This window comes from Allolucifera butyrica, assembly GCF_900476375.1.
Classification (GTDB): Bacteria; Bacillota; Negativicutes; order Sporomusales; family UPPP01; genus Lucifera; species Lucifera butyrica.
Genome location: NZ_UPPP01000061.1, coordinates 213,140 through 237,988, shown reverse-complemented (window position 1 = coordinate 237,988; position 24,849 = coordinate 213,140). Strand labels below are relative to the sequence as shown.

24 protein-coding genes are annotated in these 24,849 nt (G+C 48.9%); 23 read left to right on the top strand and 1 reads right to left on the bottom strand.

Annotated features, from left to right (window positions below):
* Positions 1-70: 70 nt before the first annotated feature.
* Both sigG and spoIIR read left to right on the top strand, forming a co-directional pair.
* A complete protein-coding gene (gene sigG, locus LUCIF_RS07005) occupies positions 71-844 on the top strand; it encodes an RNA polymerase sporulation sigma factor SigG (protein ID WP_122627147.1) in 774 nt (257 codons plus the stop codon).
* Positions 845-1,016: 172 nt separating this feature from the next.
* Positions 1,017-1,625 (top strand): stage II sporulation protein R, encoded by a 609-nt coding sequence (gene spoIIR / locus LUCIF_RS07000; RefSeq protein WP_207857145.1) that lies wholly within the window; start codon positions 1,017-1,019, stop codon positions 1,623-1,625.
* Positions 1,626-1,731: 106 nt separating this feature from the next.
* Here the strand turns inward: spoIIR and LUCIF_RS06995 are convergent, their stop codons facing one another.
* Positions 1,732-3,219: a recombinase family protein gene (locus LUCIF_RS06995; RefSeq protein ID WP_122627146.1), complete on the bottom strand. Its 1,488-nt coding sequence runs from the start codon at positions 3,217-3,219 to the stop codon at positions 1,732-1,734.
* A 178-nt stretch (positions 3,220-3,397) separates the two neighbouring features.
* Between LUCIF_RS06995 and LUCIF_RS25990 the strand changes: the two genes are divergently transcribed.
* The 21 genes from LUCIF_RS25990 (at position 3,398) to LUCIF_RS06895 (ending at position 24,833) form a co-directional block, all read left to right on the top strand.
* Positions 3,398-3,571 carry a hypothetical protein gene (locus tag LUCIF_RS25990; protein ID WP_165865911.1) on the top strand — a complete coding sequence of 58 codons (174 nt, stop codon included), beginning with the start codon at positions 3,398-3,400 and terminating at the stop codon, positions 3,569-3,571.
* Between the two features lie 684 nt (positions 3,572-4,255).
* Positions 4,256-4,546 carry a YlmC/YmxH family sporulation protein gene (locus tag LUCIF_RS06990; RefSeq protein ID WP_122627145.1) on the top strand — a complete coding sequence of 97 codons (291 nt, stop codon included), beginning with the start codon at positions 4,256-4,258 and terminating at the stop codon, positions 4,544-4,546.
* Positions 4,547-4,752: 206 nt separating this feature from the next.
* Complete coding sequence (nrdR, locus tag LUCIF_RS06985) at positions 4,753-5,223, top strand: transcriptional regulator NrdR (protein ID WP_122627144.1); 471 nt, start codon at positions 4,753-4,755, stop codon at positions 5,221-5,223.
* Positions 5,224-5,226: 3 nt separating this feature from the next.
* Entirely contained in the window at positions 5,227-7,239 is a 2,013-nt protein-coding gene (nrdD, locus tag LUCIF_RS06980) for an anaerobic ribonucleoside-triphosphate reductase (protein ID WP_122627143.1), read from the top strand.
* Positions 7,240-7,258: 19 nt separating this feature from the next.
* Entirely contained in the window at positions 7,259-7,783 is a 525-nt protein-coding gene (nrdG, locus tag LUCIF_RS06975; RefSeq protein WP_122627142.1) for an anaerobic ribonucleoside-triphosphate reductase activating protein, read from the top strand.
* Between the two features lie 183 nt (positions 7,784-7,966).
* Complete coding sequence (locus LUCIF_RS06970) at positions 7,967-9,646, top strand: TIGR03960 family B12-binding radical SAM protein (RefSeq protein ID WP_370744945.1); 1,680 nt, start codon at positions 7,967-7,969, stop codon at positions 9,644-9,646.
* A gap of 25 nt (positions 9,647-9,671) precedes the next feature.
* On the top strand, positions 9,672-10,493 hold the full coding sequence (gene pgeF / locus LUCIF_RS06965) for a peptidoglycan editing factor PgeF (protein ID WP_122627141.1): 822 nt from the start codon (positions 9,672-9,674) through the stop codon (positions 10,491-10,493).
* A 123-nt stretch (positions 10,494-10,616) separates the two neighbouring features.
* Positions 10,617-12,356 carry a sigma-54 interaction domain-containing protein gene (locus LUCIF_RS06960; RefSeq protein WP_207857143.1) on the top strand — a complete coding sequence of 580 codons (1,740 nt, stop codon included), beginning with the start codon at positions 10,617-10,619 and terminating at the stop codon, positions 12,354-12,356.
* A gap of 112 nt (positions 12,357-12,468) precedes the next feature.
* Positions 12,469-12,774 (top strand): (2Fe-2S)-binding protein, encoded by a 306-nt coding sequence (locus LUCIF_RS06955; RefSeq protein ID WP_122627140.1) that lies wholly within the window; start codon positions 12,469-12,471, stop codon positions 12,772-12,774.
* Positions 12,771-13,859 carry an NAD(P)/FAD-dependent oxidoreductase gene (locus LUCIF_RS06950; RefSeq protein WP_122627139.1) on the top strand — a complete coding sequence of 363 codons (1,089 nt, stop codon included), beginning with the start codon at positions 12,771-12,773 and terminating at the stop codon, positions 13,857-13,859. Before LUCIF_RS06955 ends, LUCIF_RS06950 begins: the two co-directional genes overlap by 4 nt.
* Positions 13,860-14,354 carry a 4Fe-4S binding protein gene (locus LUCIF_RS06945; RefSeq protein ID WP_122627138.1) on the top strand — a complete coding sequence of 165 codons (495 nt, stop codon included), beginning with the start codon at positions 13,860-13,862 and terminating at the stop codon, positions 14,352-14,354.
* Complete coding sequence (locus tag LUCIF_RS06940) at positions 14,351-14,632, top strand: (2Fe-2S)-binding protein (RefSeq protein WP_122627137.1); 282 nt, start codon at positions 14,351-14,353, stop codon at positions 14,630-14,632. Before LUCIF_RS06945 ends, LUCIF_RS06940 begins: the two co-directional genes overlap by 4 nt.
* Positions 14,622-15,770 (top strand): NAD(P)/FAD-dependent oxidoreductase, encoded by a 1,149-nt coding sequence (locus tag LUCIF_RS06935; RefSeq protein ID WP_207857136.1) that lies wholly within the window; start codon positions 14,622-14,624, stop codon positions 15,768-15,770. Before LUCIF_RS06940 ends, LUCIF_RS06935 begins: the two co-directional genes overlap by 11 nt.
* Before the next feature lie 30 nt (positions 15,771-15,800).
* The gene (pruA, locus tag LUCIF_RS06930; RefSeq protein ID WP_122627136.1) at positions 15,801-17,348 is read left to right on the top strand and encodes an L-glutamate gamma-semialdehyde dehydrogenase; all 1,548 of its coding nucleotides are present in this window, start codon (positions 15,801-15,803) and stop codon (positions 17,346-17,348) included.
* Positions 17,349-17,844: 496 nt separating this feature from the next.
* Positions 17,845-19,101, top strand: coding sequence for a threonine synthase (gene thrC, locus LUCIF_RS06925; protein WP_122627135.1), 1,257 nt, complete (start codon positions 17,845-17,847; stop codon positions 19,099-19,101).
* On the top strand, positions 19,098-20,453 hold the full coding sequence (locus tag LUCIF_RS06920) for a PLP-dependent cysteine synthase family protein (RefSeq protein ID WP_122627134.1): 1,356 nt from the start codon (positions 19,098-19,100) through the stop codon (positions 20,451-20,453). The genes thrC and LUCIF_RS06920 overlap by 4 nt, the downstream gene beginning before the upstream one ends.
* Positions 20,454-20,783: 330 nt before the next feature.
* Positions 20,784-21,953, top strand: coding sequence for an ABC transporter substrate-binding protein (locus LUCIF_RS06915; protein WP_122627133.1), 1,170 nt, complete (start codon positions 20,784-20,786; stop codon positions 21,951-21,953).
* A gap of 107 nt (positions 21,954-22,060) precedes the next feature.
* Positions 22,061-22,756 (top strand): YggS family pyridoxal phosphate-dependent enzyme, encoded by a 696-nt coding sequence (locus LUCIF_RS06910; protein ID WP_122627132.1) that lies wholly within the window; start codon positions 22,061-22,063, stop codon positions 22,754-22,756.
* Between the two features lie 27 nt (positions 22,757-22,783).
* Positions 22,784-23,215 carry a cell division protein SepF gene (locus tag LUCIF_RS06905; protein WP_243638698.1) on the top strand — a complete coding sequence of 144 codons (432 nt, stop codon included), beginning with the start codon at positions 22,784-22,786 and terminating at the stop codon, positions 23,213-23,215.
* A gap of 15 nt (positions 23,216-23,230) precedes the next feature.
* Positions 23,231-24,055 (top strand): pyrroline-5-carboxylate reductase, encoded by an 825-nt coding sequence (proC, locus tag LUCIF_RS06900; protein WP_122627130.1) that lies wholly within the window; start codon positions 23,231-23,233, stop codon positions 24,053-24,055.
* On the top strand, positions 24,048-24,833 hold the full coding sequence (locus tag LUCIF_RS06895) for a YlmH family RNA-binding protein (protein WP_122627129.1): 786 nt from the start codon (positions 24,048-24,050) through the stop codon (positions 24,831-24,833). The genes proC and LUCIF_RS06895 overlap by 8 nt, the downstream gene beginning before the upstream one ends.
* Positions 24,834-24,849: the final 16 nt, after the last annotated feature.

Here is a 24,849-nt window from a genome sequence, read left to right as displayed (position 1 = left end):
AAACTAACGCGGCATGGTAATAATGCTCATAGGAAAATAGCGATGCTGGAAATGAATGGGAGGAATCAACATGATTGTGAATAAGGTTGAAATCTGTGGTGTAAATACGGCTAAACTCCCGGTGATTTCCGCTAGTAAAATGCGTGAGTTATTTGAGGTAATGCAAAAGGGGGAGAAAAGAGCCCGTGAGGAGCTGATTTACGGTAATTTGCGGTTGGTGCTTAGTGTAATCCAGCGTTTTAACAACCGGGGTGAATACGTGGATGATTTGTTTCAAGTAGGCTGTATTGGTCTAATGAAGGCCATTGATAATTTCGACTTATCCCAGAACGTAAAGTTTTCTACCTATGCGGTGCCGATGATTATCGGCGAAATTCGCCGCTATTTACGGGATAATAACCCGATACGGGTTAGCCGCTCCATGCGGGATGTAGCCTACAAGGCATTACAGGTAAGGGACTCGCTGGTAAGTAAGTATTCGCGTGAGCCGTCAATTAATGAAATTGCTCTGGAGTTGAAAATCCCGCGGGAAGAAGTAATCTTTGCGTTAGACGCCATACAAGAACCGATTTCGCTATTTGAGCCGATTTATCACGATGGCGGCGATCCTATTTTCGTTATGGATCAAATCAGTGACGAAAAAAATCTGGATCTGAGCTGGCTGGAAGGAGTTGCGATCAAGGAAGCTTTGCGCAAGTTGAGTGATAGGGAAAAACATATCTTAACATTGCGTTTCTTTGAGGGCAAAACACAAATGGAAGTGGCGGAGGAAATCGGTATTTCACAGGCGCAGGTGTCCCGATTGGAAAAGGCGGCGCTGGGGCATATGCGAAAGTATATATGATCCCACTTTCCGCAGTCCTCTGTCACTCGACAATAATTCTCCGGAGAAAGATCAACTTGATAAATTTTAAACGAAATATAAACTTGTTATTTACTTCGTGGCTATAAATTGGGAGAAATATTGTCGCTATAAATTCAGGGTGCGGAATGTGGGATATGATGGAGGAAATGCAGTGAGAATAAAATGGCAGCCAAAATGGGTTTTGCCGGTAGTTTTTCTGTTTATTGCCGTTGGCTGGGTTTTTTTGATGCAGGAAAACAGGAATGGAGTTACGATTGCCGACAATCGGGGTCAATTAATCCGGTTACATATTATTGCCAATAGCGACAGGAATGAGGACCAGAAGGTAAAATTACAGGTCCGGGATGCGATTGTGAATTATTTGACGCCGAGATTGAAAAATGTGACGGATATAGCAACAGCCCGCCGGATTGTACTGGAAAATAAAGCAGCTATTCTGGCGGCAGCGGACGAAGTGCTACAGCGCGACGGCAGGCCGTATCAGGCTAAGATGCAAATCGGCCTGTTTGACTTCCCCATTAAATCGTATGGTAATCTGGTTTTACCGGCAGGGCGGTATGAAGCGGTACGGGTTTTATTGGGGGACGGCGGCGGAAAAAACTGGTGGTGTGTTCTTTTCCCGCCATTATGTTTTATTGATACGGCGAATGCTACGGCAATACCGGTTGTGGCCGATAAGAAGAAGCATTTCGCAGTAAATTCAGACCAGCCGGAAAAGCTGGAATTCAAGTGGAAAATACTTGAATTATGGAATAAATAGAACCGTTTGATGTCACATTTAGCTCTTGTCCTTCATATAATGTAGGAAAAACGGGCGGTGAGGAGTGGGGAGCAAATGTTGAAAACCAGTGATCTGAACTGATCGGTTATACAAACGGCAACGACTGTTCTTTAAACCAGAATTCAAAATTGTCCCCGACCCGCACCGTGTGGATTTCATAGGGGAAATTAAGTAATATATTGCGTTTTTCGGCAAATGATTTTGCCTTGAGAAGATCGGCCGGTAAGATTGCCGGCTGTTTTATTTTGGCTTGGGCTATTGTTAAGCCCGATAAGGCAGCCAAAGTGGCTGACAATTCTTTATTTACATTGCGCAGCTCTTTTTCGGCTGTTTCGCTATCAATCAGGTTTTGGCGGTACCAGTGGGTTAAGGCGGTTTGTTGCCGTTTTAGCTCATTTTGCCGATTGATTAAGGACGCAATATCGGCTGTATAATCCGGGGTGTCTTTATGGCAGAGGTAATCGGCAAATAATTTTTCGGCCGCAGCAATTTGGACCAGGGTTTGCCAAACTGCCTCTTCGAGCGCCTTAACCGGGATTCGCCGGCAATGACACCGTTCTTTGCTGCCATAGGAGTTTGATTCCTTCGATACACACGAATAATAATAGTAAACTTTTTCCGGCATTGTTTTTCGCCAGCCGGGACGGGCATAGGCAATCATGGAACGGTTGCACAAAGCACAGTGGAGCAGACCGCGTAAAAGATAATCACTTTTAGTATTTCGCTTGGCCAGTTTTTTATTTTTTTGCCTTTGCTGCTGGACCTGTATCCACATTTCCTGGGAGACAATTGCCGGTATTTGAATGGGGATCCATAGCTCCGGCGGATTATTTTTAACTTCTCTCGTTTTTTGTCCCGTCTTTTTGACCCGCTGCTTAAAAAGAAAATGTTGCCCGTAATACATTTCTTTACTTAAGATACGATGAATGGTACAGGGGGTAAGCGGTTTATTGTTCCGTCCCGGAAGGCCCATACGGATTAACTCCGTGGCGATGCTTCCTGCTCCCAGTCCCTCATTTAAGCATAGATGATAAATCAGCCGGACCGTCTCGGCTTCTTTTTCATCGATGATATACATACTGTTTGCCCCATCCCAGGAATAACCGAACGGATGGGTATTTAAGACGATTTTGCCCTTAGCGGCCTTCGCCCGGCGTCCGCGAGACGTCCGTTCCCGGATTTTTTCCTTTTCATAGGCCGCAATCGCTCCTTTCATGCTGAAAAATAGCCTGCCTTCGGGTGAGGCGTCATAATCTCCGGTTACAAAATAAAGCTGGGCGCCGGCTTTTTCAATTTCGTCGGCTAAAATTAGCTGGACGGTCAAATTCCGGCTCATCCGGTCAGGGTCATAGATTACTACCGTCTGGATCATTCCCGACCGTAAATCATTTCTCAAGCGGTCAAGGTGGGGCCTTTCTATATATTCACCGCTATACCCATCATCAATGTATTCGGCAATATCGGTAAGTTCCATACTTAGTAAACGATTCCGGCAAGCTTGTCTTTGGTCGTCCAGGGAATAACCGGAGCGGGCCTGGTCCTCGGATGAGACCCGGCAGTATATGGCATGCATGACAAAGCTCCTTCCTGGAAATTCGTCAGGGTAAATATAATTAAATGTATATATCATAATAGTATGCCTTGACGAGGGGGATATGTCAGTAATTCAATAGGAAACACTAATTTATGAACTTATATTGGTAAGTGTACAAACTTATTTTGCATATCATCTTGGGGGGGAGGGTTTGCTGATGGCAAAGAAAAAATGTGAAGGTATTTTCCGGGGATTTATTGATAAGGCGGGTATTCATTATTCACCGGATCAACTGCCCGAGAGGGTAAAACAGGCCGTAGCAAAATCCATTATTCAGGCTGAGAAAAAAGAAGGTCTCTTAAGCTGGAAGAATAAGGAGAATGAAAAGTAGGTGGCAGATGCCACCTACTAATTAACTTTGTTTTTTATCGCTGTCTGTTTTAGTGGCTGTGGATACGGTTCCGGTCTTGGCATCCTTTTGCTCTTTTGCTTTCTTTCTGGCTTGGAACTGGTCGACATTCTTTCCACCCATAAGATCACCTCCTTACCGTTATTATCTCTGAATATGTTAACTTAAATTCAAGTTAACCCGGAGGCAGAAAAAATGGAAAATAAAAGAAGACCCCTTACTAAAAGTAAAGGGCTTACAGAAAAAGAGGTGTGTGACTAGAATTCTATATAAACGTTCAATGGAATAGCAGAATTAGTAGTAGGGGAAATTCTGTTATTATATTGAACGGATATTTTTGGTATGAACCTGATTCTATTTTAATCATAGATTGTGAAGAAAGTATGACAATAACTCCCGTCTTTCCAGGTTTTAAAGGTCGCGATATAGCAAGAAAACGCATCTTGTGGCGTTGAAACGGTTATTAACTGACTGATTAGTCACCTCGCGGCACACCACCTATCAGTTCTAAATTATATCCATAGATTTCCATGCTGTCAAGGATTGAACCTGTGATGTAAGTGGGGCGGAATGGTCAGGAGTGTAAGCTAACCGGTCGAAAAACCGGGATTTTTTATTTTGCATAACTCTACTTGTCTATCATAAAATGTAATGGAGGTGGGCCGGATGAAACGCAGCGTATTACCCAATGGGGATATTTGTGCATCAGACCTGAAATTGAAGGAAGTCATTAACGTTTTGGATGGAAAACGACTTGGCACAATTACTGACATAGAAATTGATATAGAAAGCGGTCGGCTGACAGCAATTGTCGTGCCGGGAACGGGGAGGTTTATGGGTTTTTTCGGCAGAAGCGAAGATGTGGTAATTCCCTGGGAAAAAATCAACAAGATTGGTTTGGATGTTATTTTGGTAGAAACTCCGGGAGTTTCGGAATTAAAACATATTGACCGATAAACATTGTGAGGCAGAAAACTCCAGCCCGTGCCGGGTTGGAGTTTTCTATTTAAATCTTCCCAATGAAAAAAATGTAATTTTTTGTTTGGATGGAAGGATTTATACAATATATGGAGTATATTAATATAGCTACTACAAGATGTAGATTTATTTTGGGCTGCTTCATAGCATAGCCAATACGGCAGTAATATAGCGGGAGGGACTCTATGCGTTGTCCATTTTGCGGTTTTTCTGAGAGCAAAGTCGTTGATTCTCGTAGTGCTGAGGAAAGCAATTCAATTCGACGCAGGCGGGAATGCCTGTCTTGTGCCCGTAGGTTTACAACTTACGAAATGATTGAGGATTTGCCGCTCGTGGTAATTAAAAAAGACGGACGAAGAGAAATTTTCGAAAGAAATAAGCTGCTGAATGGTCTGTTAAGAGCGTGCGAAAAGCGTCCCATACCTTTGGAGACGGTCGAAGAAATAGCCGGAAAAGTGGAAAGACAGATTCGTAATACGATGGAGCGGGAAGTTTCTTCCCGGCGCATTGGCGAAACGGTTATGGAGCTTCTAAAAGATATTGACCAAGTGGCTTACGTCCGTTTTGCGTCTGTATACCGTCAATTTGCCGATATTCATAACTTCATGCAGGAATTGGATTCCCTGATGAGGGCACAGAAAAAAAGTGAGGGATAATTTATGCTGACAAAAATTACCAAAAGGGATGGACGGGAAGTACCGTTTGATGCGGGCAAGATTACGGAGGCTATTTTTAGAGCGGCGCAAGCTGTTGGCGGCGCGGATAAAGAGATGGCTATGGAGTTGACCCTTGACGTTTTGAAATATCTAAAACAAAGCTATAACGGCGGGGTCGTCAACGTAGAAAATGTGCAGGATGCAGTGGAAAAAATTCTGATTGAACAGGGACATGCCAGAACGGCAAAAGCATACATATTGCACCGGGATAAACGCACCCGCATTCGGGATGCCAAATCGGATATTATGGATGCCGTTGCGGATATTCTCGTGGAAACAAGCCGGGAAAACGCCAATGTATCCAATTCGCCGTCGGCAAAAATGCTGCAAATAGCCAGCGCCGCCAGCAAGGCATATTATTTAAACCGGTTGATTCCCGAGCATATTGCTGCGGCACACGTTAAAGGCGACATACATATTCACGACCTGGACTTTTATGGCAAGACTCTGACTTGTGTTCAAATTCCACTGGGAAAACTATTGCAAGAAGGTTTTAATAACGGGCATGGCTATATTCGTTCGCCGAAACGTCCGGCGTCGGCGACGGCGCTGGCGGCGATTGTGCTGCAGAGTTCCCAGAACGATATGCATGGGGGACAATCCTTCGCTTTTTTTGATCGGGATATGGCGCCGTTTATGGCCAATGCCAGTGAAGAAGAAGTCTATCAGGCTATGGAAGCTTTAATTTATAATCTAAACAGTATGCATTCCCGGGCCGGAGCGCAAGTGCCATTTTCCAGTCTGAATGTGGGCGGGGATACGACACCGGCCGGCCGTATGGTGACCAAAAATATTCTTTTGGCCTATGAAAAGGGACTGGGCCGGGGCGAAAATCCTATTTTCCCCAATATTATTTTCCGTTTAAAAGAAGGTGTCAATTTTAAACCGGGCGATCCTAACTATGATCTGTTCAAGTTAGCAATCCGGGTAGCATCGCAGCGGTTGAATCCGACCTTTAGTTTTATGGATTCTTCGTTTAATAAAGCCTATGGAGACCAGGTCAGTTATATGGGGTGCCGGACCCGGGTTATGGCTAATAAACGGGGGCCTGAAGTAACGGATGGGCGTGGCAATCTTAGTTTTACCACGATTAATTTACCACGGCTGGCGATCAAGGCGGAACGGGACTTTATGAAATTTTACCAGGCTTTGGCGGATATGATTGATTTGACTTGCGAGCAGCTGTTTCACCGCTATCAGGTTCAGGCCAGGCTTAAAGTGAAGGACATGCCCTTTTTAATGGGACAAGGACTTTACTTAGATTCGGACAAGCTGTCGCCGGAGGACCGGATTGAGGAGGTCATCAAACATGGCACGTTGTCCGTCGGCTTTATTGGTTTGGCGGAAACATTAACCGCTCTGACCGGTTCCCATCATGGCGAAAGTGAAGAGTCCCAGGTTTTGGGGGAAGAAATTATTGCGTTTATGCGCAATAAAGTGGATAAAGCGGTGGAACGCTATAATTTGAATTATACCTTATTGGCGACGCCGGCGGAGGGCTTATCCGGCCGTTTTATAAGAATGGACCGCAAGGAGTATGGCATTATTCCCGGCGTAACGGACAAGGATTACTATACCAATTCATTCCACGTTCCCGTAAATTTTCCCATCAGCGCCTTTGAAAAAGTCCGGCTGGAGGGTGTGTATCACAAGTATACCAATGCCGGCCATATCAGTTATGTGGAATTTACGTCGCCGCCGGTTAATAATTTGAGCGCCGTGGAAGATATTCTCCGCCATATGAAGGAATGTGATTTTGGCTATGCGGGAATCAATTTTCCGGTCGACTTTTGCGACAAGTGCGGTTATTTAGGCGTGATTGACAGTGATGAGTGTCCGTCCTGCGGCACGACCGCCATTCGCCGCGTACGCCGTATCACCGGCTATTTAAGTACAGTGGACCGGTTCAATGACGCCAAACATTCAGAGCTGGTTGAGCGGGTAGCGCATAATTGATGACGGAGAAGGGATACCGATGAATTTGAGGATTGCTGGAATCACCAAAGAAAGCATTGTTGACGGACCCGGTCTCAGAGTGGTTGTTTTTACCCAGGGATGTCCACATCACTGCCGGGGGTGCCATAATCCGCAAACCCACGATCCTGCCGGAGGAACCCTAATAGATACCAGTGAGATTCTTTCCCAGCTTCGTGGGGCAAGATTAATTCGCGGCATTACATTTTCCGGCGGGGAACCGTTTCTCCAGGCCGAACCGCTGGCGCAGATCGCGGCGCAAGTGAAACGGGTTAACTACGATGTTGTAACATATACGGGGTTTGTATTCGAGAAATTACTAACCATGAGTTTACGGCGCAAAGGGATTTTGGATTTGCTGCAGCATACGGATCTTCTGGTGGATGGACCGTATCAAGAGGAACGGCGGGACTTGCGGCTGGCTTTCCGCGGGTCGGCCAACCAACGGCTGATTGATGTGCCGCGTTCTCTGGCGCAAAACAAGGTGCTTCTCTGGCAGGATCCTGCCGCAGTTCGCCTGGCCTGAAAGCTTATAGTTAATTTTATTAAGCTCACGTGGGTGCGTGAGCTGTTTTTTTTATATTAAGGAAGGAAAAGCTATAACCGGAGTCAAATGCCTAGTTTAGGAAGAAACCAATTTGGAGTGATGATTTTGTCCTGGTTTTTAAAAGAGCAGCAACAGCAGATATTGGCCCAAGAGCAGGGGGCTATGGTATATGCCCCCGGGTCGAGGCACGGCTTTGCTTTGGTCTATCCCAATACTTATCATGTAGGGATGTCCAATTTAGGATTTCATATAATTTATCAGCAAGTGAACTTGCGAGGAGATACGGCCTGCGAACGGTTTTTCTTACCGGACGCCAGAATGAGGCAGGAATATATCCGCACGAATACGCCATTACTAAGTCTGGAGACGCAGCGCCCGCTGTATGAATTTCCCCTGATCGGATTTGCCATATCCTTTGAGATGGATTACTTTCATATGCTTGACATACTTATGCAGGGAAAAGTTCCCCTGTTGGCCGCAGAGCGGGAGGATAAAGATCCATTGGTTATTATCGGCGGCCCTTGTGCAACATTTAATCCGGAGCCGGTTGCCGATTTTGTCGATATGTGCATTATCGGGGAAGGGGAAGAAGTAATTCAAGAACTGTTGGACCAGTATTATCAAGGACGTAGTCAGGCATTATCACGGGAGCAAATTCTGCGCAATCTGGCCCAAATTGACGGCGTATATGTGCCTCGGTTTTACCAGCCCGAATATGACCCGGAGGGAAGAATCCGTCAGTTTCATTTGCAGAGTGAAGTACCGGCGAAAATTAACCGGCGGTGGGTGAAGAAGATTGACGCCTATCCGGCACAAACTGTGGTTAGTACTGAACACACGGAATTTAAGGATATGTATTTAGTCGAATTAGCGCGCGGCTGCGGCCGGCACTGCCGGTTTTGTATGGCCGGCTACTGCTTCCGCCGGCCCCGCGTCCGTTCGCTTGACAAGGTTATGACCGCCGTGCGGGAAGCCAAACGTTTCAAGGGAAAGGTCGGGCTGATGGGAGCGGCCATATCCGATTATCCGGACATTGACACATTATGCCGCTTCATTTTGGAGCAGGATATGAAAATGTCCGTTGCTTCCTTGCGGGCCGATTCTCTGACCGAACCGCTGGTTAAGGCGTTGGCCGCCAGCGGGCAAAAAACAGTCACCCTGGCGCCCGAGGCAGGCAGTGAGCGAATGCGCCGGATTATTAACAAGGGCCTGTCCGACAGGCAACTGTATGATGCCGTTTCTCTGGCAATTCACGCCGGCATTCCCAATGTCCGGTTCTATATTATGGTTGGACTACCGTTCGAAGAGGAGGAAGACGTGGCAGCGATTATTGCTATGGCGGACCGGGTAAAAAAATATATGGAGCAGCTAGGCAGCAAAGGAAGGCTAACGCTGAGTATTAACCCGTTTATTCCTAAACCGTTTACCCCCTTTCAATGGGTGCCCATGGCTCCGCTGGATGTCGTGGAAGCCAGATTGCGGACAATTCAAAAGCAATGCCGCTCCTTAAAAGGAATTGAAATTCTTGTGGAATCACCCAGGGAAGCATATATTCAGGGTGTTCTGGCCCGGGGCGACCGGCGTTTGTCCGCTGTTTTGCTGTCGGCGCAGCAAAAAGGCGGCAGCAAAGGGTTCAAGGCGGCCATGAAAGAGCAGGGGCTGGAGGAATCGTTTTACTTGTACCGGGAACGGAAAACCGATGAGACATTGCCCTGGAGTTTGCTGAATATGGGATTGTCTCCTGACTATTTGCAGCAGGAGCTGGCGCGGGCCGGGCGGGAAGAGGCGACGGCGCCCTGCCAGGCCGGATGCAAACGCTGCGGGGTATGCAGCGATGAATAAAAAATTCTAAGAAAGAGTGTTGAAAATGCAAAAGTTTTTTTTACAGCAGGCCGACAATGGGGTGTGGTTCGGCATGTTTCCCCATTTACTCCGGAAAGGAATTGTCCATGGCATTTCGACCCGCTTGGGCGGAACCAGCTTGCCGCCGTACGCAACTTTAAATTTGGGACTCCATGTTGGGGATGATGCCGAACGCGTCCGGGAGAACCGGCAACGGTTCTGCCAGGCCCTGGAAATCGAAGCGGAGCGGGTTGTGAATGCCGAGCAGGTCCATGGCGACAAGGTGTTCCTGGTTACCGACCGGGAAACAGGGCGGGGAGCCCGGGACTATGCCGGGGCCATTAAGGGAGCCGATGCCCTGATTACCAATTCACCGAATGTGCCGTTAATGCTTTTTTTTGCCGATTGTGTTCCCGTCTTGATTGTCGATCCGATTCACCGCGCGGTGGGAATCAGCCACGCGGGGTGGAAAGGAACGGTTGCCAAAATCGCCCAGAAAACGGTCTTGGCCATGCAGCGGCATTTTGCCACCACCGCCGCCGATTGCCTGGTAGGAATCGGGCCGTCAATCGGCCCCTGCTGCTACGAAGTGGATGAGGTTGTCCTTAGTAAACTAAAAGAAAACTTTATCGCCTGGCGTGATCTGGTTGAACCGAGCGGCGAACGCTGGCGGCTCGACCTGTGGCAGGCGAATAGGCTGCAATTGGAAGAAATTGGCGTGCCGAGCGGGCAGATTGTAATTAGTGAAGTCTGCACCAACTGCAATACGGAATTGTTCTTTTCCCACCGGGGAGAAAAGGGCTGCACCGGGCGGATCGGGGCAGTCGTCATGTTGCAAATGGAATAACGATGAAATTTTACTTGTAATTTAAGCAGGTAGTTCGTTATAATAAAAGTGTCAGATTTTTGACATTAGCAAAGGCGCTTTCATCCGACAGGATGAAGAGCGCCTTTTTTGGAGGGGAAGACTATGCAGGAACTGACCGTCAAGGATGTGGTTGTATTTGATGTTGAAGTGGTTCCCGCCGGGATGCCCCGGCCGAATGTAAAAGAGTTGCTGGTCAAAGCAGGCGCTAAGGTACTGATTGTAAAGAATGCCGCCAATTGGGGCTATATTATGCCCGGCGAAGAACGGGCGGGGGAATGTGCCGGCGAAATGGCCCGCTATCCCTTGGAAATTTACGAGGAAAGTTTTTTGAACCGGAAAGTGGAGCCTGTTTTTGACTTGTTAATGGAAAAAGAGATCCTGATTTATAACGGACGGAAAGCGGTGGCGTTACATACCGGCAAGATATTTGCCCGGCAGCTGCAGTTGCGTTTCCGGGAACTGCAACTCAGGATGCAGGCTGTTTTGGACACGGTGGGTGAGGCGGTATGCCTGATTGACGGACGGAAGCAAGTCATAGCCTGGAATGAATGCGCGGAGCAGCTGTACGGTATTCGGGCCGGCGAGATTGTTGGCGCGCCGATTGAAAAATTTTTTTCCAACTTGTGGGTAACCCGGGTTATTCAGGATGGCCGGACGGTCAAAGCAAAATATCACCGGCCGCGTGCCGGCACCCATGTATTAATTAATGCTATGCCGATTTCTTTTGCGGGGATTACGGCCGGGGCCGTTTCATCGGAACGGGATATTACCGATGTGGTGCAGCTCAATCAGGAACTTTCCCGCACCAATCAGGAAGTGAAATCATTAAAAGAAGAGATTGATAAGATGAATGCTCAACCGGATGCATTTGCCGCCGTTTGCGGGCACAATCCGTTAATTATCAGCGCGGTCGACATAGCCAGAAAAGTAGCCGCAGCCAACGTTCCGATCCTGCTGCGCGGTGAGAGCGGCACCGGTAAGGAAGTATTTGCCCGGGCTATTCATGCCGCCAGCCGGCGTACGGGGAAATTCGTGGAAATTAATTGCGGCGCCATTCCGGCTAATTTGTTCGAGAGTGAATTGTTCGGCTATCGTCCGGGAGCGTTTACCGGTGCGGACCGGAAAGGGAAAGCGGGATTATTCGAAGTAGCCGACGGGGGAACCTTGTTCTTAGATGAAATTGGCGAGTTGCCGAAGGAAATGCAGGTAAAATTGTTGCGGGTGCTGCAGGACAACCGTTTTTATCATATCGGCGGCGATAAACCCATCCGGGTCAATGTGAGAATCATTGCCGCAACCCACCGTAATCTGGAAGAAATGATTGCAGCGCGGGAATTTCGCGACGACCTTTATTACCGGCTCAATGTAGTCAGCATTGTATTGCCGCCGCTGCGGGAACGGCGGGAGGATATTCCGGAATTGGTGCACCGGGGATTGGGCCATTTCGGAGCAATGCATGGAAAAAAAATTATGCGGGTGGAACCGGCGGTTATGACGGCTTTTCTGGATTATGACTGGCCGGGAAATGTGCGCGAACTGTATAATGTATTAGAGCGGCTGACCGTATTGGCGGAGGGGGACGTTCTTAAACCGGTTTATTTGCCGTCGGCTTTAACCGTCGTCCGTCTGCCGCAGAGGGACGGCAAACAACTGCAAACTACCGGTCTCACGGCCATGACGGCGATGATGGAAAAAGAGCTGATTGAGCGGATATTGACAGAGGTGCAGTATAATAAATCGCTGGCAGCTAAAAAACTGGGCATTCCCCGCAGTACTTTGTATTATAAAATGCAACAATTACAAATCAGCGACGGAAATTTGACGGTAGCGTCAAAAAACTGACGGTAATATGGGTAAAGAAATATCGTTGCATTCATTTTAAGCAGGTAGATACCCTGCTTTTTTTCATTGGCACGATTATTGCTTATATTTTAGGATGGGAGGTGCATTGGGAATGCGAATACAAAACCATCCAATATTACAGTTCGATAAACAAGAAAAAGTCCGGTTTCTGTTCAATGACCAAGAGCTGGAGGGGGTTCCGGGCGAACCCATCATAGCCGCCCTCCATGATGCCGGAATTAAAGTACTGCGCCATAGCCACCGCCTGGGGCGTCCCCGCGGGTTATTTTGCGCCATTGGCAACTGTTCATCCTGTTTGATGACAGTTGACGGCGTGCCCAATGTCCGGATCTGTGTCGAGCCTTTACGCGCCGGCATGAAGATTCAAACCCAGGAAGGGAAGGGAAAACTGGTATGACGGAGACGGAAATTGCCATAGTCGGTGCCGGGCCGGCCGGCTTAATGGCGGCTTCTTATGCCGCCGGCCTGGGAGCGAAAGTCTTGTTGCTGGAGCGGTCCGGTTATTTGGGCGGGCAGCTGATAAAGCAAACGCATAAATTTTTTGGCTCCAAAGCCGAATATGCCGGCGAACGCGGCATTGACATAGCACACCGCTTAGTCAGGAAAGCAAAAGGATATTCCAACATTACCATTTGGCAAAATGCCGCCGCCTTGGGATATTATGCCGACGGCGTTCTGACGGTGCAGCATGAGGGCCGGTTTGTTACCGTGAAACCGCGAAAAGTAATTATAGCCGCCGGAGCGGCGGAAAAAAGCCTGTCCTTTCCCAACAATGACTTGCCGGGAATTTACGGTGCCGGCGCGGTACAAACCTTAATGAACCTGTATGGCGTAGCGCCGGGAAAACGGATGTTGATGGTGGGAGCCGGCAATATCGGACTGATCGTTGCATACCAATTATTGCAGGCCGGCGTGGAGGTAGCGGGAATTGTGGAAGCGGCGCCGCAGATTGGCGGGTATTGGGTTCATGCCGCCAAAGTGCAGCGGGCGGGGGTACCTATTTATACTTCGCATACCGTGCAATGCGCCCATGGATATCCGGCCTTGGCAAGCGTGACCCTTCAGCAGCTGGATGCGAAATGGCAGCCCGTTGCCGGTACGGAAAAAGAAATTGCGGTAGACGGTTTGTGTCTGGCCGTTGGTTTGACACCTCTTGCCGAGTTGTTATGGCAGGCCGGCTGCAAGATGCAATATGTGCCGGAACTGGGCGGCCATGTGCCGTGGCGGAATCATAATCTGATGACTACCAACCGGGATATTTATGTGGCCGGAGATGTAGCCGGCATTGAAGAAGCTTCGGCGGCAATGGTGGAGGGCAAGGTGGCGGGACTTTCCGCGGCGTTTGCTTTAGGCTATCAAACGCATAGTTTGGCGGAAGAATATCATCAAGCCATAGAACAGTTAACCGGATTGAGGGCCGGGCCGGTGAGCGCCAAGATCCGGTCTGGGCTGGCGAAGGTTACATTGGAAGAGGTGATTTAAGTGTCGAATCAGGTGGGCTTGCCCAACGGCGAGCAAGTGCGCAGCGTACTCCCATCGCCGGAGAGGCTGGCCAAAGGGCCGGTGGCCATATTTGAATGTTTTCAGAACATCCCGTGCAATCCTTGTGCCGACGCTTGTCCGCGGGGAGCCATAAAGCCTTTTACCGACATCAATGACTGTCCGAAAGTAAATGACAGCCTATGTAACGGTTGCGGCATTTGTTTGACCGTTTGCCCCGGATTGTCTATCGTTGTTGTGGATTACAGCTATTCTCCCGACGAAGCATTGTTAAAAATCCCGTATGAATTTCTCCCATTGCCCGGCGCCGGGGATAAAGTAACTGCGTTAAACCGCACCGGACAGGCTGCCGGAACGGCCCGAGTCCTTAAAGTGCAGGAAAACCGGAACAAAACTGCCGTTATTTGGCTGGCGGTGCCCAAAGAATCGGTCATGGAGGTTCGTCATATACGGCCCGGGGAGGTAATGGAAGCATGAAGGACGATACAATCATATGCCGGTGTGAGGATGTAACCTTACGGGAAATCCGGGAAGCGATCCGGCAGGGATATCATACGATTGAAGAAATAAAACGTTTCTGCCGCTCCGGCATGGGGCCTTGCCAGGGCAGAACCTGCACACCGCTAATTGCGCAGGAAATAGCCAGAATTACCGGCAAACCGGTAGCCGAAATCGGTTTGCCTACGTTTCGGCCGCCAACAGCCCCGATTAAATTGGGAGCCTTGGCCGCCGGAGGTGATCCAAGTGATCAATAAAGCGGATGTTGTTATTATCGGCGGCGGCGTGGTCGGCTGCTCCATTGCCTATAATCTGGCCCGCCTTGGCGCCGGAAAAATTATTCTTTTGGAAAAGGGTTACTTAGCCAGTGGCGCCACGGGACGCTGCGGCGCCGGTATGCGAATGCAGTGGGGAACCAAAACCAATTGTCTTTTGGCCCGCGAAAGCGTGGCCATGCTTAAGCAGTTGCCGGAATTGCTGGCAGTGGAAGGCGACATTGAGTTTGAGCAGGGTGGTTATTTGCTGCTGGCCTATACGCCCCGAATGGCTGACCAGTTTAAAAAGAACTTAGCACTGCAAAATTCGTTGGGAATTCCCGCACGTTGGGTAACGCCGGAGGAAGCCAGGCAAATTGTACCCCACCTGAATACGGAAAATCTGCTGGGAGCCACCTTTTGTTCCCAGGATGGGCATTGCAATCCTTTTAAAGTGACGGCATTATATGCCAAAGCGGCCCGCAAGCTGGGAGTGGAGGTTAAAACCTATACGGAAATGACCGGAATCCGGCAATACCGTGACGGCGTTTTTTCCGTCCAAACCAGCCAGGGCAGTATTGAAACCGGAATTGTAGTGAACGCCGCCGGCGGCCAGGCAAAGCTGGTCGGGCGCATGGCGGGACTGGAATTGCCGATTTACCCGGAGCGGCATGAAATTTTAGTAACGGAACCGGTGGAACCGGTGCAAAAGGCGATGGTTATGTGCTTTCACCACAATCTATATTGCCAGCAGAGTCCCCATGGCAGTTTTATTATGGGGCTTGGTCACCCGGATGAACCGGAAACGTATAATATTCAATCGAGCTGGCAATTTTTGCCGGAAATGGCCCAACGGATAACTAAAATTCTGCCGCTGCTGGCGAGACTGAATGTAATCCGCCAATGGGCCGGACTTTATGATATGTGTCCGGACAGGCAGCCGATCCTGGGAGCAAACCGGGAAGTGGCCGGATTTTATACGGCAGCCGGCTTTAGCGGGCATGGCTTTATGATTTCGCCGATGACGGGAAAAATCATGGCGGAAATGATAATGGGCCAAACAACGTCTCTGCCGGTTCCTATGTTTGATGCCGGGCGCTTCGAACGGGGCGAATTATTTATTGAACCTTCCGTTGTTTAAGAAAGAATATAAATTAAGGAGGAATTTTACATGGTAATCCCCTATGCGAATGAACCGTTTACCAACTTCACTTTGCCGGAAAATAAAAAAGCCATGGAGGATGCGCTGAATCTGGTTGCCAAACAGAAAGGCGAACAGTATCCCCTGGTGATTGGCGGCGAAAAAATTACCACCGAAGCCAGAATTGTATCGATAAATCCTTCCAACACGCAAGAAATTGTCGGCAGCGTGGCGAAAGCGGATACGAATCTGGCGGAAAAGGCGGTCCAGGCGGCATTAAAAGCCTTTTCAACCTGGCAATACGTCGATCCGGCCGAACGCAGCCGTTATCTGTTCAAAGCAACCGCCCTTCTCCGGCGCAGAAAATTCGAGTTTTCCGCCTGGTTAGTGGAAGAGGCCGGCAAGACCTGGCCGGAAGCAGACGCCGATACGGCGGAAGCCATTGATTTCATGGAATACTATGGCCGCCAGATGCTGCAGTATCAAAAAGGCATGGCGGTAACCCCTTTGCCGGGAGAACAAAATGAATGCCACTATATTCCGCTGGGAGTTGGAGTAGTGATTCCGCCGTGGAATTTTCCGCTGGCCATACTCACCGGAATGATGGCAGCCGCCATTGTTGCCGGCAATACGGTCATTATGAAACCGGCCAGCACTACGCCGGTTATTGCGGCTAAATTAATGGCCTTGCTGGAAGAGGCCGGACTGCCGAAAGGCGTGGTGAATTATCTTCCCGGCAGCGGCGGTGTAATCGGTGATTATCTGGTCAGCCATCCCAAAGTGCGTTTTATTAATTTCACCGGCTCGAAAGAAGTGGGGCTGCGGATCAATAAGCTGGCGGCAGAAGTGGCGCCGGGACAAAAGTGGATTAAACGGGTAATTGCCGAGATGGGCGGCAAGGACGCAATCGTCGTCGACAAGGAAGCGGATATTGATGAGGCGGTCAGTGGAATTTTTGCCTCCGCTTTTGGCTTTCAGGGACAAAAGTGCTCCGCCTGCTCACGGGCCATTGTGGTAAAAGATGTTTACAACGCGGTTGTGGCCAAACTGGCGGCGAAAGCCCGGGCGGTGCAGGTTGGAAAGGCGAATGATCCATCTGTATTTATGGGACCGGTTATTGATGAGACGGCTTATAACAAGATTTTGGAGTACCTGGAAATCGGCAGGGCGGAAGGTAAAATCGCAGCCGGCGGCGGCAAAGCCGGTGAAGGCGGCTATTTTATTCAGCCCACGGTAATTGCGGAAGTAGCACCGGGAGCACGGGTTGCGCAGGAGGAAATCTTCGGACCGGTGGTCGCAGTGATTAAAGCCGATGATTTTGATCAGGCCCTGGCCATTGCGAATGATACCGAGTATGGATTAACCGGTTCGGTCTATTCTCTGAACCGGGAAAACCTGGAGAAAGCCCGGCGGGAGTTTTTTGTCGGCAATCTCTACTTTAACCGTAAATGCACCGGTGCTTTGGTTGGTGTTCATCCGTTTGGCGGTTTTAATATGTCGGGAACCGACTCCAAAGCGGGCGGAGCCGACTACCTGCTGCTTTTCATGCAGGCCAAGGCTGTGTCAGAAAAACTATAAACTAATTTTTCCCGGGAACCGTTTAAAAAGACGAGTGCTTTTTAGACGGTTCCTTGTTTATGGATCGAGCCTGCTTAAAAAGATGTGGATACTAGGCGCGGCGAGCATTCGAATGAGGCGTACTCAGGCGTACGTTGAGTGAGAACGCGCAGCCGTAACAACGATAGGTCCCACGTTTCGCACTCTGAAAATAATAACAGAGGACTGCGAAAAGTGGGATTGACGCGCTTTTTAAGCAGGCTCGGATCAGAAAGTATAACTTTTCGGATTATTTCTAAACATAAACGCATTTTTCTCAGACTCCCGAAAAGTAAAATACTTTCTTTCCACTTAAAGATCCTTTGGGTCTTTCTGGTCAAGAAAATAGATAGCAAGGCAATTTAATTAAGGGTATAATTAAATAAAAAGACGGACATCGGTAAAGGTACAGCCGGTAAACTGGGAAGGTGTCAGGCAAGAAGCAATGCAGGAAAATTTAAAATAAAGGGAGATGCCTATGCGTTTTGTTGTTGGTTTAAAATGTGTACATTGCGGCGAACAATACGCTCCGGAAGCTGTGGATTACTATTGTCCGCGGTGTGGCTACCACGATGGCATTCTGGATGTCATTTATGATTATGATGCGGTTCAGTCGGAATTGAACCCGCAAAGCATGCGCGGCAAAAAAGAACGTTCCATGTGGCGTTATCTGCCGCTTTTACCCATTGCGGACGAAGCCAACATTCAGCATTTGCAAGTGGGCTGGACACCGCTGTATCATGCGCCGCGGTTGTCGGCTTATTTGGGGGTGGCGCACTGCTGGGTTAAAGATGAGGGTCGCAATCCGACGGCGTCGTTTAAAGACCGGGCCAGTGCTGTCGGGGTTATAAAAGCGCTGGAAAAAAAGGCTTCCCGGATTACCTGCGCGTCAACCGGAAATGCCGCGTCTTCCCTGGCCGGCTTTGCGGCGGCGGCAGGTTTGCCGGCGACTATTTTTGTGCCCCGGCGGGCGCCGGAAGCTAAAATAGCTCAGCTTTTAATCTATGGCGCCCAGGTTTTTTCCGTGCAGGGCACCTACGATCAGGCCTGGGAGTTATGCATGCAGGCCAGTGAGCGGTTTGGCTGGTACAATCGTAATTGTGCGGTGAATCCCTATTTGATTGAGGGCAAAAAGACGGTATCTTTAGAGCTGGTTGAACAGTTCAATGAAATCGGCGCAGGACATTTTCCCGATTGGGTTGTTGTCTCCGTAGGTGACGGCTGTACTATCGGCGGGATATGGAAAGGACTGAAAGAAATGCACCGGCTGGGGTTCCTGTCCAAGCTGCCGAAAATACTGGGAGTGCAGGCGGCGGGCTGCCAGCCCTTTTTAACAGCCTGGCAGCAAGACAGTCCTTTGGTTCCTGTGGCGGCGGATACATTGGCCGATTCTATTGCCGTCGGTCATCCGCGCAATTTTTACAAGGGCATGCTGGCGGTCAAAGAATCCGGCGGCGCGTTTGTGGCCGTGACGGATAAGGCGATTCTTGAGGCCATGACTGCGTTGGCGCGAAACGCCGCTGTTTTTGGCGAACCGGCCGGTGTGGCGGGAATTGCCGGGATTAAGCAAGCCGTAGAAATGGGGATCATCGGCCCGGAGGAGAGCGTGGCGGCCATAGTAACCGGCAATGGGTTAAAGGATATTCAAAGCGCCGTTAAAGCGGCCGGCGCCCCCGTGGCTGTTGCTCCGGACATGGAAGCGGTGGCCGGGATAATAGGAGGTATACTATTATGAACAAGATTCCGTTTGGTCCGACCTATGATGAAATGCTTCACCCGGAAACAGTAAAGGCCGAGGTCCGGCAAAAGGCATTAAAGGCGCTGCAGGAAGACGAATTGGACCCGGTTAATTTATTTAATATTACCTGGAAAAACAACCGGGACGAAGTGCGGAAAATGGTGCTGCCTTCGGCTTTAACCGGAGTCGATGCGAATATTGTTGTTATGCTGGGCTGTGGTTTCCCTTCGGGCTCGCATAAAGTAGGGCCTGCCTACAGTACGTTGATTGAGGGGATGGTCGATAACGAAATCGTTCCCGGCGAACACACGATTCTGGGACCGTCTACGGGCAATTTCGGCATTGGAACGGCGTATATTTCAAAATTGCTGGGTTTCCGGGCCATCGTGATTATGCCCGACAATATGAGTAAAGAGCGGTATGAACGCATCCGCAAATATGGCGGGGAACTGGAATTGACACCTGGTTCGGAATCCGATGTGATTCTAACCCTGGAACGGACCCACGCCATGATGAAAGACCCGAAAAACAAAGCGCTGGCTCAATTTGAATTGTTTCCCAATTACCGTTTTCATCGTCATGTAACGGGCAATAGCGCGGTTGAAGCCGTAAAAGGCGTAGGAAATGGCCGGATTGCCGGTTTTACTTCCGCGCCGGGGTCGGCCGGTACGATCGCCGCCGGCGACCAGATTAAGAAAGTGTTTCCGGAAGCCAGGATTGCCGCGCTGGAACCCTATGAATGTTCGACCCTTGCCAATGGAGGGCGGGGACAGCACCGGATTGAGGGGATTGGCGACAAGATGTGCACGCTGATTCACAATGTGGGTACGACTGACTTCGTGATCCTGATAAAAGATGAGGAAACCATTCAGGGTTTGAAAATATTTCATGACGGAGCGGAAGCGCTGGTTCATATGGGGGTAGACCGGGAAATCGCCTTGAATCTGCAAAATTCATTTGGCCCTTCAGGCATTTGCAACATAATTGGTGCGATTAAACTGGCCAAATTCTTAAGGCTGGGTCCGGATGACAATGTAGTTACCGTTGCCACGGACGGATTTGACCGTTATCACTCTGTACTGGCCGACTTGAACGGCCGGTATTTGGAGACTACGGAGCAGGTGCTGCAGCGTTGGACCCGGAATATTTTTCTCGACGCCGGGGAGGATTCTGTTTTTGACTTCCGGCAGCAGGCCAGGAAAGAACAGCTTTACCGGCAAAAAGAAAATGACTGGCTTAAATTTGGCTATACCAAGCAATTTCTCGATTCGATGCGGGAGCAGACTTTCTGGGAACAGGAATATGCAAAAGTGCAAACGTACAATGAAAAAATTGCGGCCTTACGCTAAACCGGCGATTATGGCAGGGAAAATGGATTTTTTTCCTTGCCCTTTTTGTGGCTAGCTTATTTTGATATAAAAAATGCTTTTTTTAGTTTAAAAATACTTGTCAATTCCTGAAAATCGTAATACAATGTATAATCATAAAGAACAAAAGTTTTTTGAGCAATGATGCTTTTTGGAGAGTCTAAACGTTACACTTTCCAAAAAGCATTTTTTTATATATTTAAAAACGAAAGGAATTGGTGAGAAAATAACGGGAACGGAAGAGGTGAAAAGGAAAAAAGGGTGACTTTCCGTCATACTGGTATTAATTTTTTATTTCAAGGAGGATGTGCGATGAACCCCAAAATGTTAAAAATTTTGAGTGTCCTATTAGGCGTTGTTATGTTGGCCGGTTTATTGGCCGGGTGTGGTGGCGCCTCGGCCAGCAAGGATATTAAAATCGGTGTGGTTTATGAATTGACGGGAAATACGGCTTCTTTCGGCACCGCGGCCCTTAACGGCGCCAAACTTGCTTTTAAGGAAATTAATGCCAATGGCGGCGTGCTGGGTAAACAAATTAAACTTGTGATTGCCGACAACAAAGGGGAACCCGCTGAATCGACCAATGCAATGACCAAGGTCATAACCGAGGATAAAGTTATTGCGGTTACGGGCTTTACGACCAGTTCCAACGGAATTGCCGCCTCGACGGTGGCGGAAGCGAATAAAATTCCTTTTGTAGCAGCCGCTACCACGAATCCGAAAGTCACTTATGACGAAAATGCCAAAAAGGTAAAAGATTATACATTCCGTGTTTGCTTTATTGATCCGTTCCAGGGTACGGTGGGGGCAAATTTTGCCTTAAATACGCTGAATGCGAAGAAGGCCGTTGTTCTGATTGACAATTCCAGCGATTACAGCAAAGGGCTGGCACAATTCTTTAAAGCGGCCTTCACCAAAGGCGGCGGCACTATCTTAGATGAAGAGGCCTATTTACAAAAAGACCAGGATTTCAAAACCATTTTAACGAAAATAAAAGCGTTGAATCCGGACATGATTTATTTACCCGGTTATTACGAAGAAGTCGGTAAAATTATAAAACAGGCCCGGGAAATGGGAATTACCGTTCCCTTTGTGGGCGGTGACGGCTGGGATTCGCCGAAATTGGCTGAAATTGGCGGTGCAGCTGCCCTGAATAATACGTATTTTACCAATCATTATTCGGTGGAAGATACCAGCCCCCGGTCCAAAGCATTCGTGGATGCTTTCAAGAAAGAATACGGACAGCCTCCGGACGCAATGGCCGTGCTTGGTTATGATGCGGCGTATGTGCTTGTTGACGCTATTAAACGGGCCAACAGCACCGATCCCGCCAAGATTAGAGATGCGCTGGCCGCGACCAAGGATTTTAAGGCTGTTACCGGAGATATCACCATTAACGATACCCATGATGCCGTCAAGAGTGCGGTAATTTTGGAAATGAAAGACGGTAAACAAGTTTACAAAGCAACTGTAAAACCGTAGACATAAAAAAACTGCCTGGCAGCAGGCGGTTTTTTTTTTATGTTAAGGATACAATACAAGAGGAAAATAATGTTTATGGGCGAATATGCAATAATGGAGGGATTGCCATGTCCATTGCGGAAAATATTTTGCAAATTCAAACATCCATCGCGGCGGCCCGGGAACGAAGGCGCTCCTCGACAGGTGTCTGTGATAATGTCAAACTGGTTGCGGTTACGAAAAACCAGCCGTTGACTGCAATTGAGGCCGCTTTAGAGGCCGGCATATCTTCCATCGGTGAGAACCGGGTTCAGGAGGCAAAAGAGAAATATGCTGCCTTGGAGCAGAAGATAGAGTGGCATTTAATTGGCCATTTACAGACCAATAAAGTGCGGCAGGTTGTGCCTTTTATTGACCTCATTCATTCTGTGGACAATGAAAAGCTGGCAGCGGAAATTGACCGGGTGGCCTCAAAGTATGACAAGATTCAAGAGGTGCTTATCCAGGTTAATGTAGCGGGAGAAGAGACCAAGTATGGTATTGCGCCGGAAGGGATGATTTCTCTGGCAAAATCAATTTCGTTATTAAAGAATATGCGGTTGCGGGGTCTTATGACCATTGCCCCGTTTTTTCCTGATTCCGAAATGACCCGGCCGATATTTCGAACCATGTATCAGTTATTTTCTAAATTAAGGGCAGCGAATTTGCCCAATGTGCAGCCGGATTGGCTATCAATGGGAATGACGCAGGATTATGCAGTGGCTATCGAAGAGGGAGCCAATTTAGTCCGGGTCGGGACTGGTATATTTGGACCGCGTCAATAATAAAGGGGGTAGAAGAGCGTGAAGTTAATGGATAAAGTCTGGGGTAGTCTGGGGTTGTTTGAACCGGTCGACGGGGTTGAGGAAGAAAAGCACCCCCGGTTTGAAGAGCCGGAAGTCAAGGTCAAGAAAACAAATACCAATAATGTAGTCAGCCTGCCGACGAACCCAAAACAGATGAAAGTGATGATCGTGGAGCCATTTTCCTTTGATGACGCCCAACACGTAGCGGATCATTTGAAAAACCGCAAACCGGTGGTCGTGAATTTGGAAAGTACGGACAAAGATATTGCCAAACGCATTATTGACTTTATCAGCGGCACCACCTACGCGGTAAGCGGCAGCATTCAAAAGATTGGCAATCAAATCTTTCTGTGCGCTCCTAATAATGTAGATGTCGCGTATAGTCCCCAAGACGACAATATGGATAAGGTGTTCATGTCATGGAGCAGCAATAAGTAAAAATCCGGAGGAATTATGTTAGAGCACAAACAAATTGGTTTTATTGGTGGCGGCGCGATGGCGGAAGCCCTGATCAAGGGCATGCTGAAAGCAGGACTGGTGCAGCCCAACCAGATCACCGTCAGTGATGTCGTAGCGGACCGCCTGAGTTATTTGACGAATACCTATGATATTAGTCCCTGCGCCGATGCGCAGCAAACGGCGGGGAAAGTGGATATCCTCTTTTTAACGGTTAAGCCGCAGGTTATTAACAATGTTTTGGATACGATCGCTCCGGCTGTTTCGAAATCAACCATTGTAATTTCCATAGCCGCCGGTGTTACTATTGCCACGCTGCAAAACAAACTGCCGGCCGGCATTGCGATAGTCCGGGTTATGCCCAATACTCCCGTTGCTGTCGGCGCCGGTATGTCGGCCATATCTCTGGGGAAATATGCCAATCCCCAAACGGGTGAGTTAGCCGCCGCTATTTTTGCTTCCGTGGGGAGAGTGGTGACGGTAGAAGAATCAGTTATGGATGCGGTAACCGGTCTTTCCGGCAGTGGGCCTGCTTATGCCTTTGTTTTGATTGATGCTTTAACGGATGCAGGCGTACGGGTTGGTTTTTCCCGTCAGAATGCTTTGCTGCTGGCGGCGCAGACATTGTACGGGGCCGCAAAAATGGTTTTGGATACCGGCGAGCACCCGGCGAAATTGCGGGACATGGTAACCTCGCCGGGGGGAACGGCCATTGCCGGTGTGCATATGCTGGAACAAAAAGGTGTCCGCGCCGCGTTGATCGACGCGGTAGTAGCCGCAACCAACCGTTCGCGGGAGATGGGAAAACGCCAGCATGAGTGAAAAAGAAAAAATTCTGCGTTATTACCGCAGCAGCGGTGACGGGGAAATGGCGGCGCGGTTGCTGGATTCGGCAGAGAGTGCGCTGAAGAGCCGCAGATACAGAGTCAGTGATTTCATTGACCCTTTTGGCGCCGGGGTGGCGGAAACAATCAGCGCGCATTATGGCCAACTGGTTGTTACCCTTGATGGAGGGTATACCGGTGCGGAAAGAGTAAAAGCTGCTTTTGCCCATCAGGATTTTCTAGGTAAACCGGAGTTTGATCTGGCCGGCCTATCCATTGTCTGGGATACACGGTTTTATCAGCTTACACACCGGGATGTTCTGGGTGCGTTAATGGGACTGGGCATCAAACGGGATGTTCTCGGTGATATTATTATGACCGGGAACGGCTGTCAGGTTGTTTTGGATACATCCTTTGTGCCCTTTATTGCTCAAAACCTGCTTAAGGTGGGGAATGCGCCGGTTATAGTCCAAACGGTTGATTTGGCGGCCATTGCCCCGCATGAGGAAAAAATGAAGGAAATCCGGACAACCGTGGCGTCGTTGCGGCTGGATGTCGTGGCTGCCGCTGGGTTTGGCTTATCACGCACCAAAATGGCCAGTGAAATTTCGGCGGAAAAGATTAAAGTCAATTGGCAGACCGGAAAAAATAGCGCCCAGACCGTCAAAGCAGGGGATGTTATTTCCATGCGCGGACGTGGCCGGGTAGAAATATGCGAGATTATTGGACAAACTAAGAAAGGCCGTACTAGTATTCTGCTGAAGCGTTTTATGTAGGATAATTTATTTGGAG

Excerpts from the sequence above, each read along its gene's own strand:
- sigG (WP_122627147.1), top strand. The coding sequence starts at position 71 with ATGATTGTGAATAAGGTTGAAATCTGTGGTGTAAATACGGCTAAACTC.
- LUCIF_RS06995 (WP_122627146.1), bottom strand. The coding sequence starts at position 3,219 with ATGCATGCCATATACTGCCGGGTCTCATCCGAGGACCAGGCCCGCTCC.
- LUCIF_RS25990 (WP_165865911.1), top strand. The coding sequence starts at position 3,398 with ATGGCAAAGAAAAAATGTGAAGGTATTTTCCGGGGATTTATTGATAAG.
- LUCIF_RS06990 (WP_122627145.1), top strand. The coding sequence starts at position 4,256 with ATGAAACGCAGCGTATTACCCAATGGGGATATTTGTGCATCAGACCTG.
- nrdR (WP_122627144.1), top strand. The coding sequence starts at position 4,753 with ATGCGTTGTCCATTTTGCGGTTTTTCTGAGAGCAAAGTCGTTGATTCT.
- nrdD (WP_122627143.1), top strand. The coding sequence starts at position 5,227 with ATGCTGACAAAAATTACCAAAAGGGATGGACGGGAAGTACCGTTTGAT.
- nrdG (WP_122627142.1), top strand. The coding sequence starts at position 7,259 with ATGAATTTGAGGATTGCTGGAATCACCAAAGAAAGCATTGTTGACGGA.
- LUCIF_RS06970 (WP_370744945.1), top strand. The coding sequence starts at position 7,967 with ATGGTATATGCCCCCGGGTCGAGGCACGGCTTTGCTTTGGTCTATCCC.
- pgeF (WP_122627141.1), top strand. The coding sequence starts at position 9,672 with ATGCAAAAGTTTTTTTTACAGCAGGCCGACAATGGGGTGTGGTTCGGC.
- LUCIF_RS06960 (WP_207857143.1), top strand. The coding sequence starts at position 10,617 with ATGCAGGAACTGACCGTCAAGGATGTGGTTGTATTTGATGTTGAAGTG.
- LUCIF_RS06955 (WP_122627140.1), top strand. The coding sequence starts at position 12,469 with ATGCGAATACAAAACCATCCAATATTACAGTTCGATAAACAAGAAAAA.
- LUCIF_RS06950 (WP_122627139.1), top strand. The coding sequence starts at position 12,771 with ATGACGGAGACGGAAATTGCCATAGTCGGTGCCGGGCCGGCCGGCTTA.
- LUCIF_RS06940 (WP_122627137.1), top strand. The coding sequence starts at position 14,351 with ATGAAGGACGATACAATCATATGCCGGTGTGAGGATGTAACCTTACGG.
- pruA (WP_122627136.1), top strand. The coding sequence starts at position 15,801 with ATGGTAATCCCCTATGCGAATGAACCGTTTACCAACTTCACTTTGCCG.
- thrC (WP_122627135.1), top strand. The coding sequence starts at position 17,845 with ATGCGTTTTGTTGTTGGTTTAAAATGTGTACATTGCGGCGAACAATAC.
- LUCIF_RS06920 (WP_122627134.1), top strand. The coding sequence starts at position 19,098 with ATGAACAAGATTCCGTTTGGTCCGACCTATGATGAAATGCTTCACCCG.
- LUCIF_RS06915 (WP_122627133.1), top strand. The coding sequence starts at position 20,784 with ATGAACCCCAAAATGTTAAAAATTTTGAGTGTCCTATTAGGCGTTGTT.
- LUCIF_RS06910 (WP_122627132.1), top strand. The coding sequence starts at position 22,061 with ATGTCCATTGCGGAAAATATTTTGCAAATTCAAACATCCATCGCGGCG.
- LUCIF_RS06905 (WP_243638698.1), top strand. The coding sequence starts at position 22,784 with ATGGATAAAGTCTGGGGTAGTCTGGGGTTGTTTGAACCGGTCGACGGG.
- proC (WP_122627130.1), top strand. The coding sequence starts at position 23,231 with ATGTTAGAGCACAAACAAATTGGTTTTATTGGTGGCGGCGCGATGGCG.
- LUCIF_RS06895 (WP_122627129.1), top strand. The coding sequence starts at position 24,048 with ATGAGTGAAAAAGAAAAAATTCTGCGTTATTACCGCAGCAGCGGTGAC.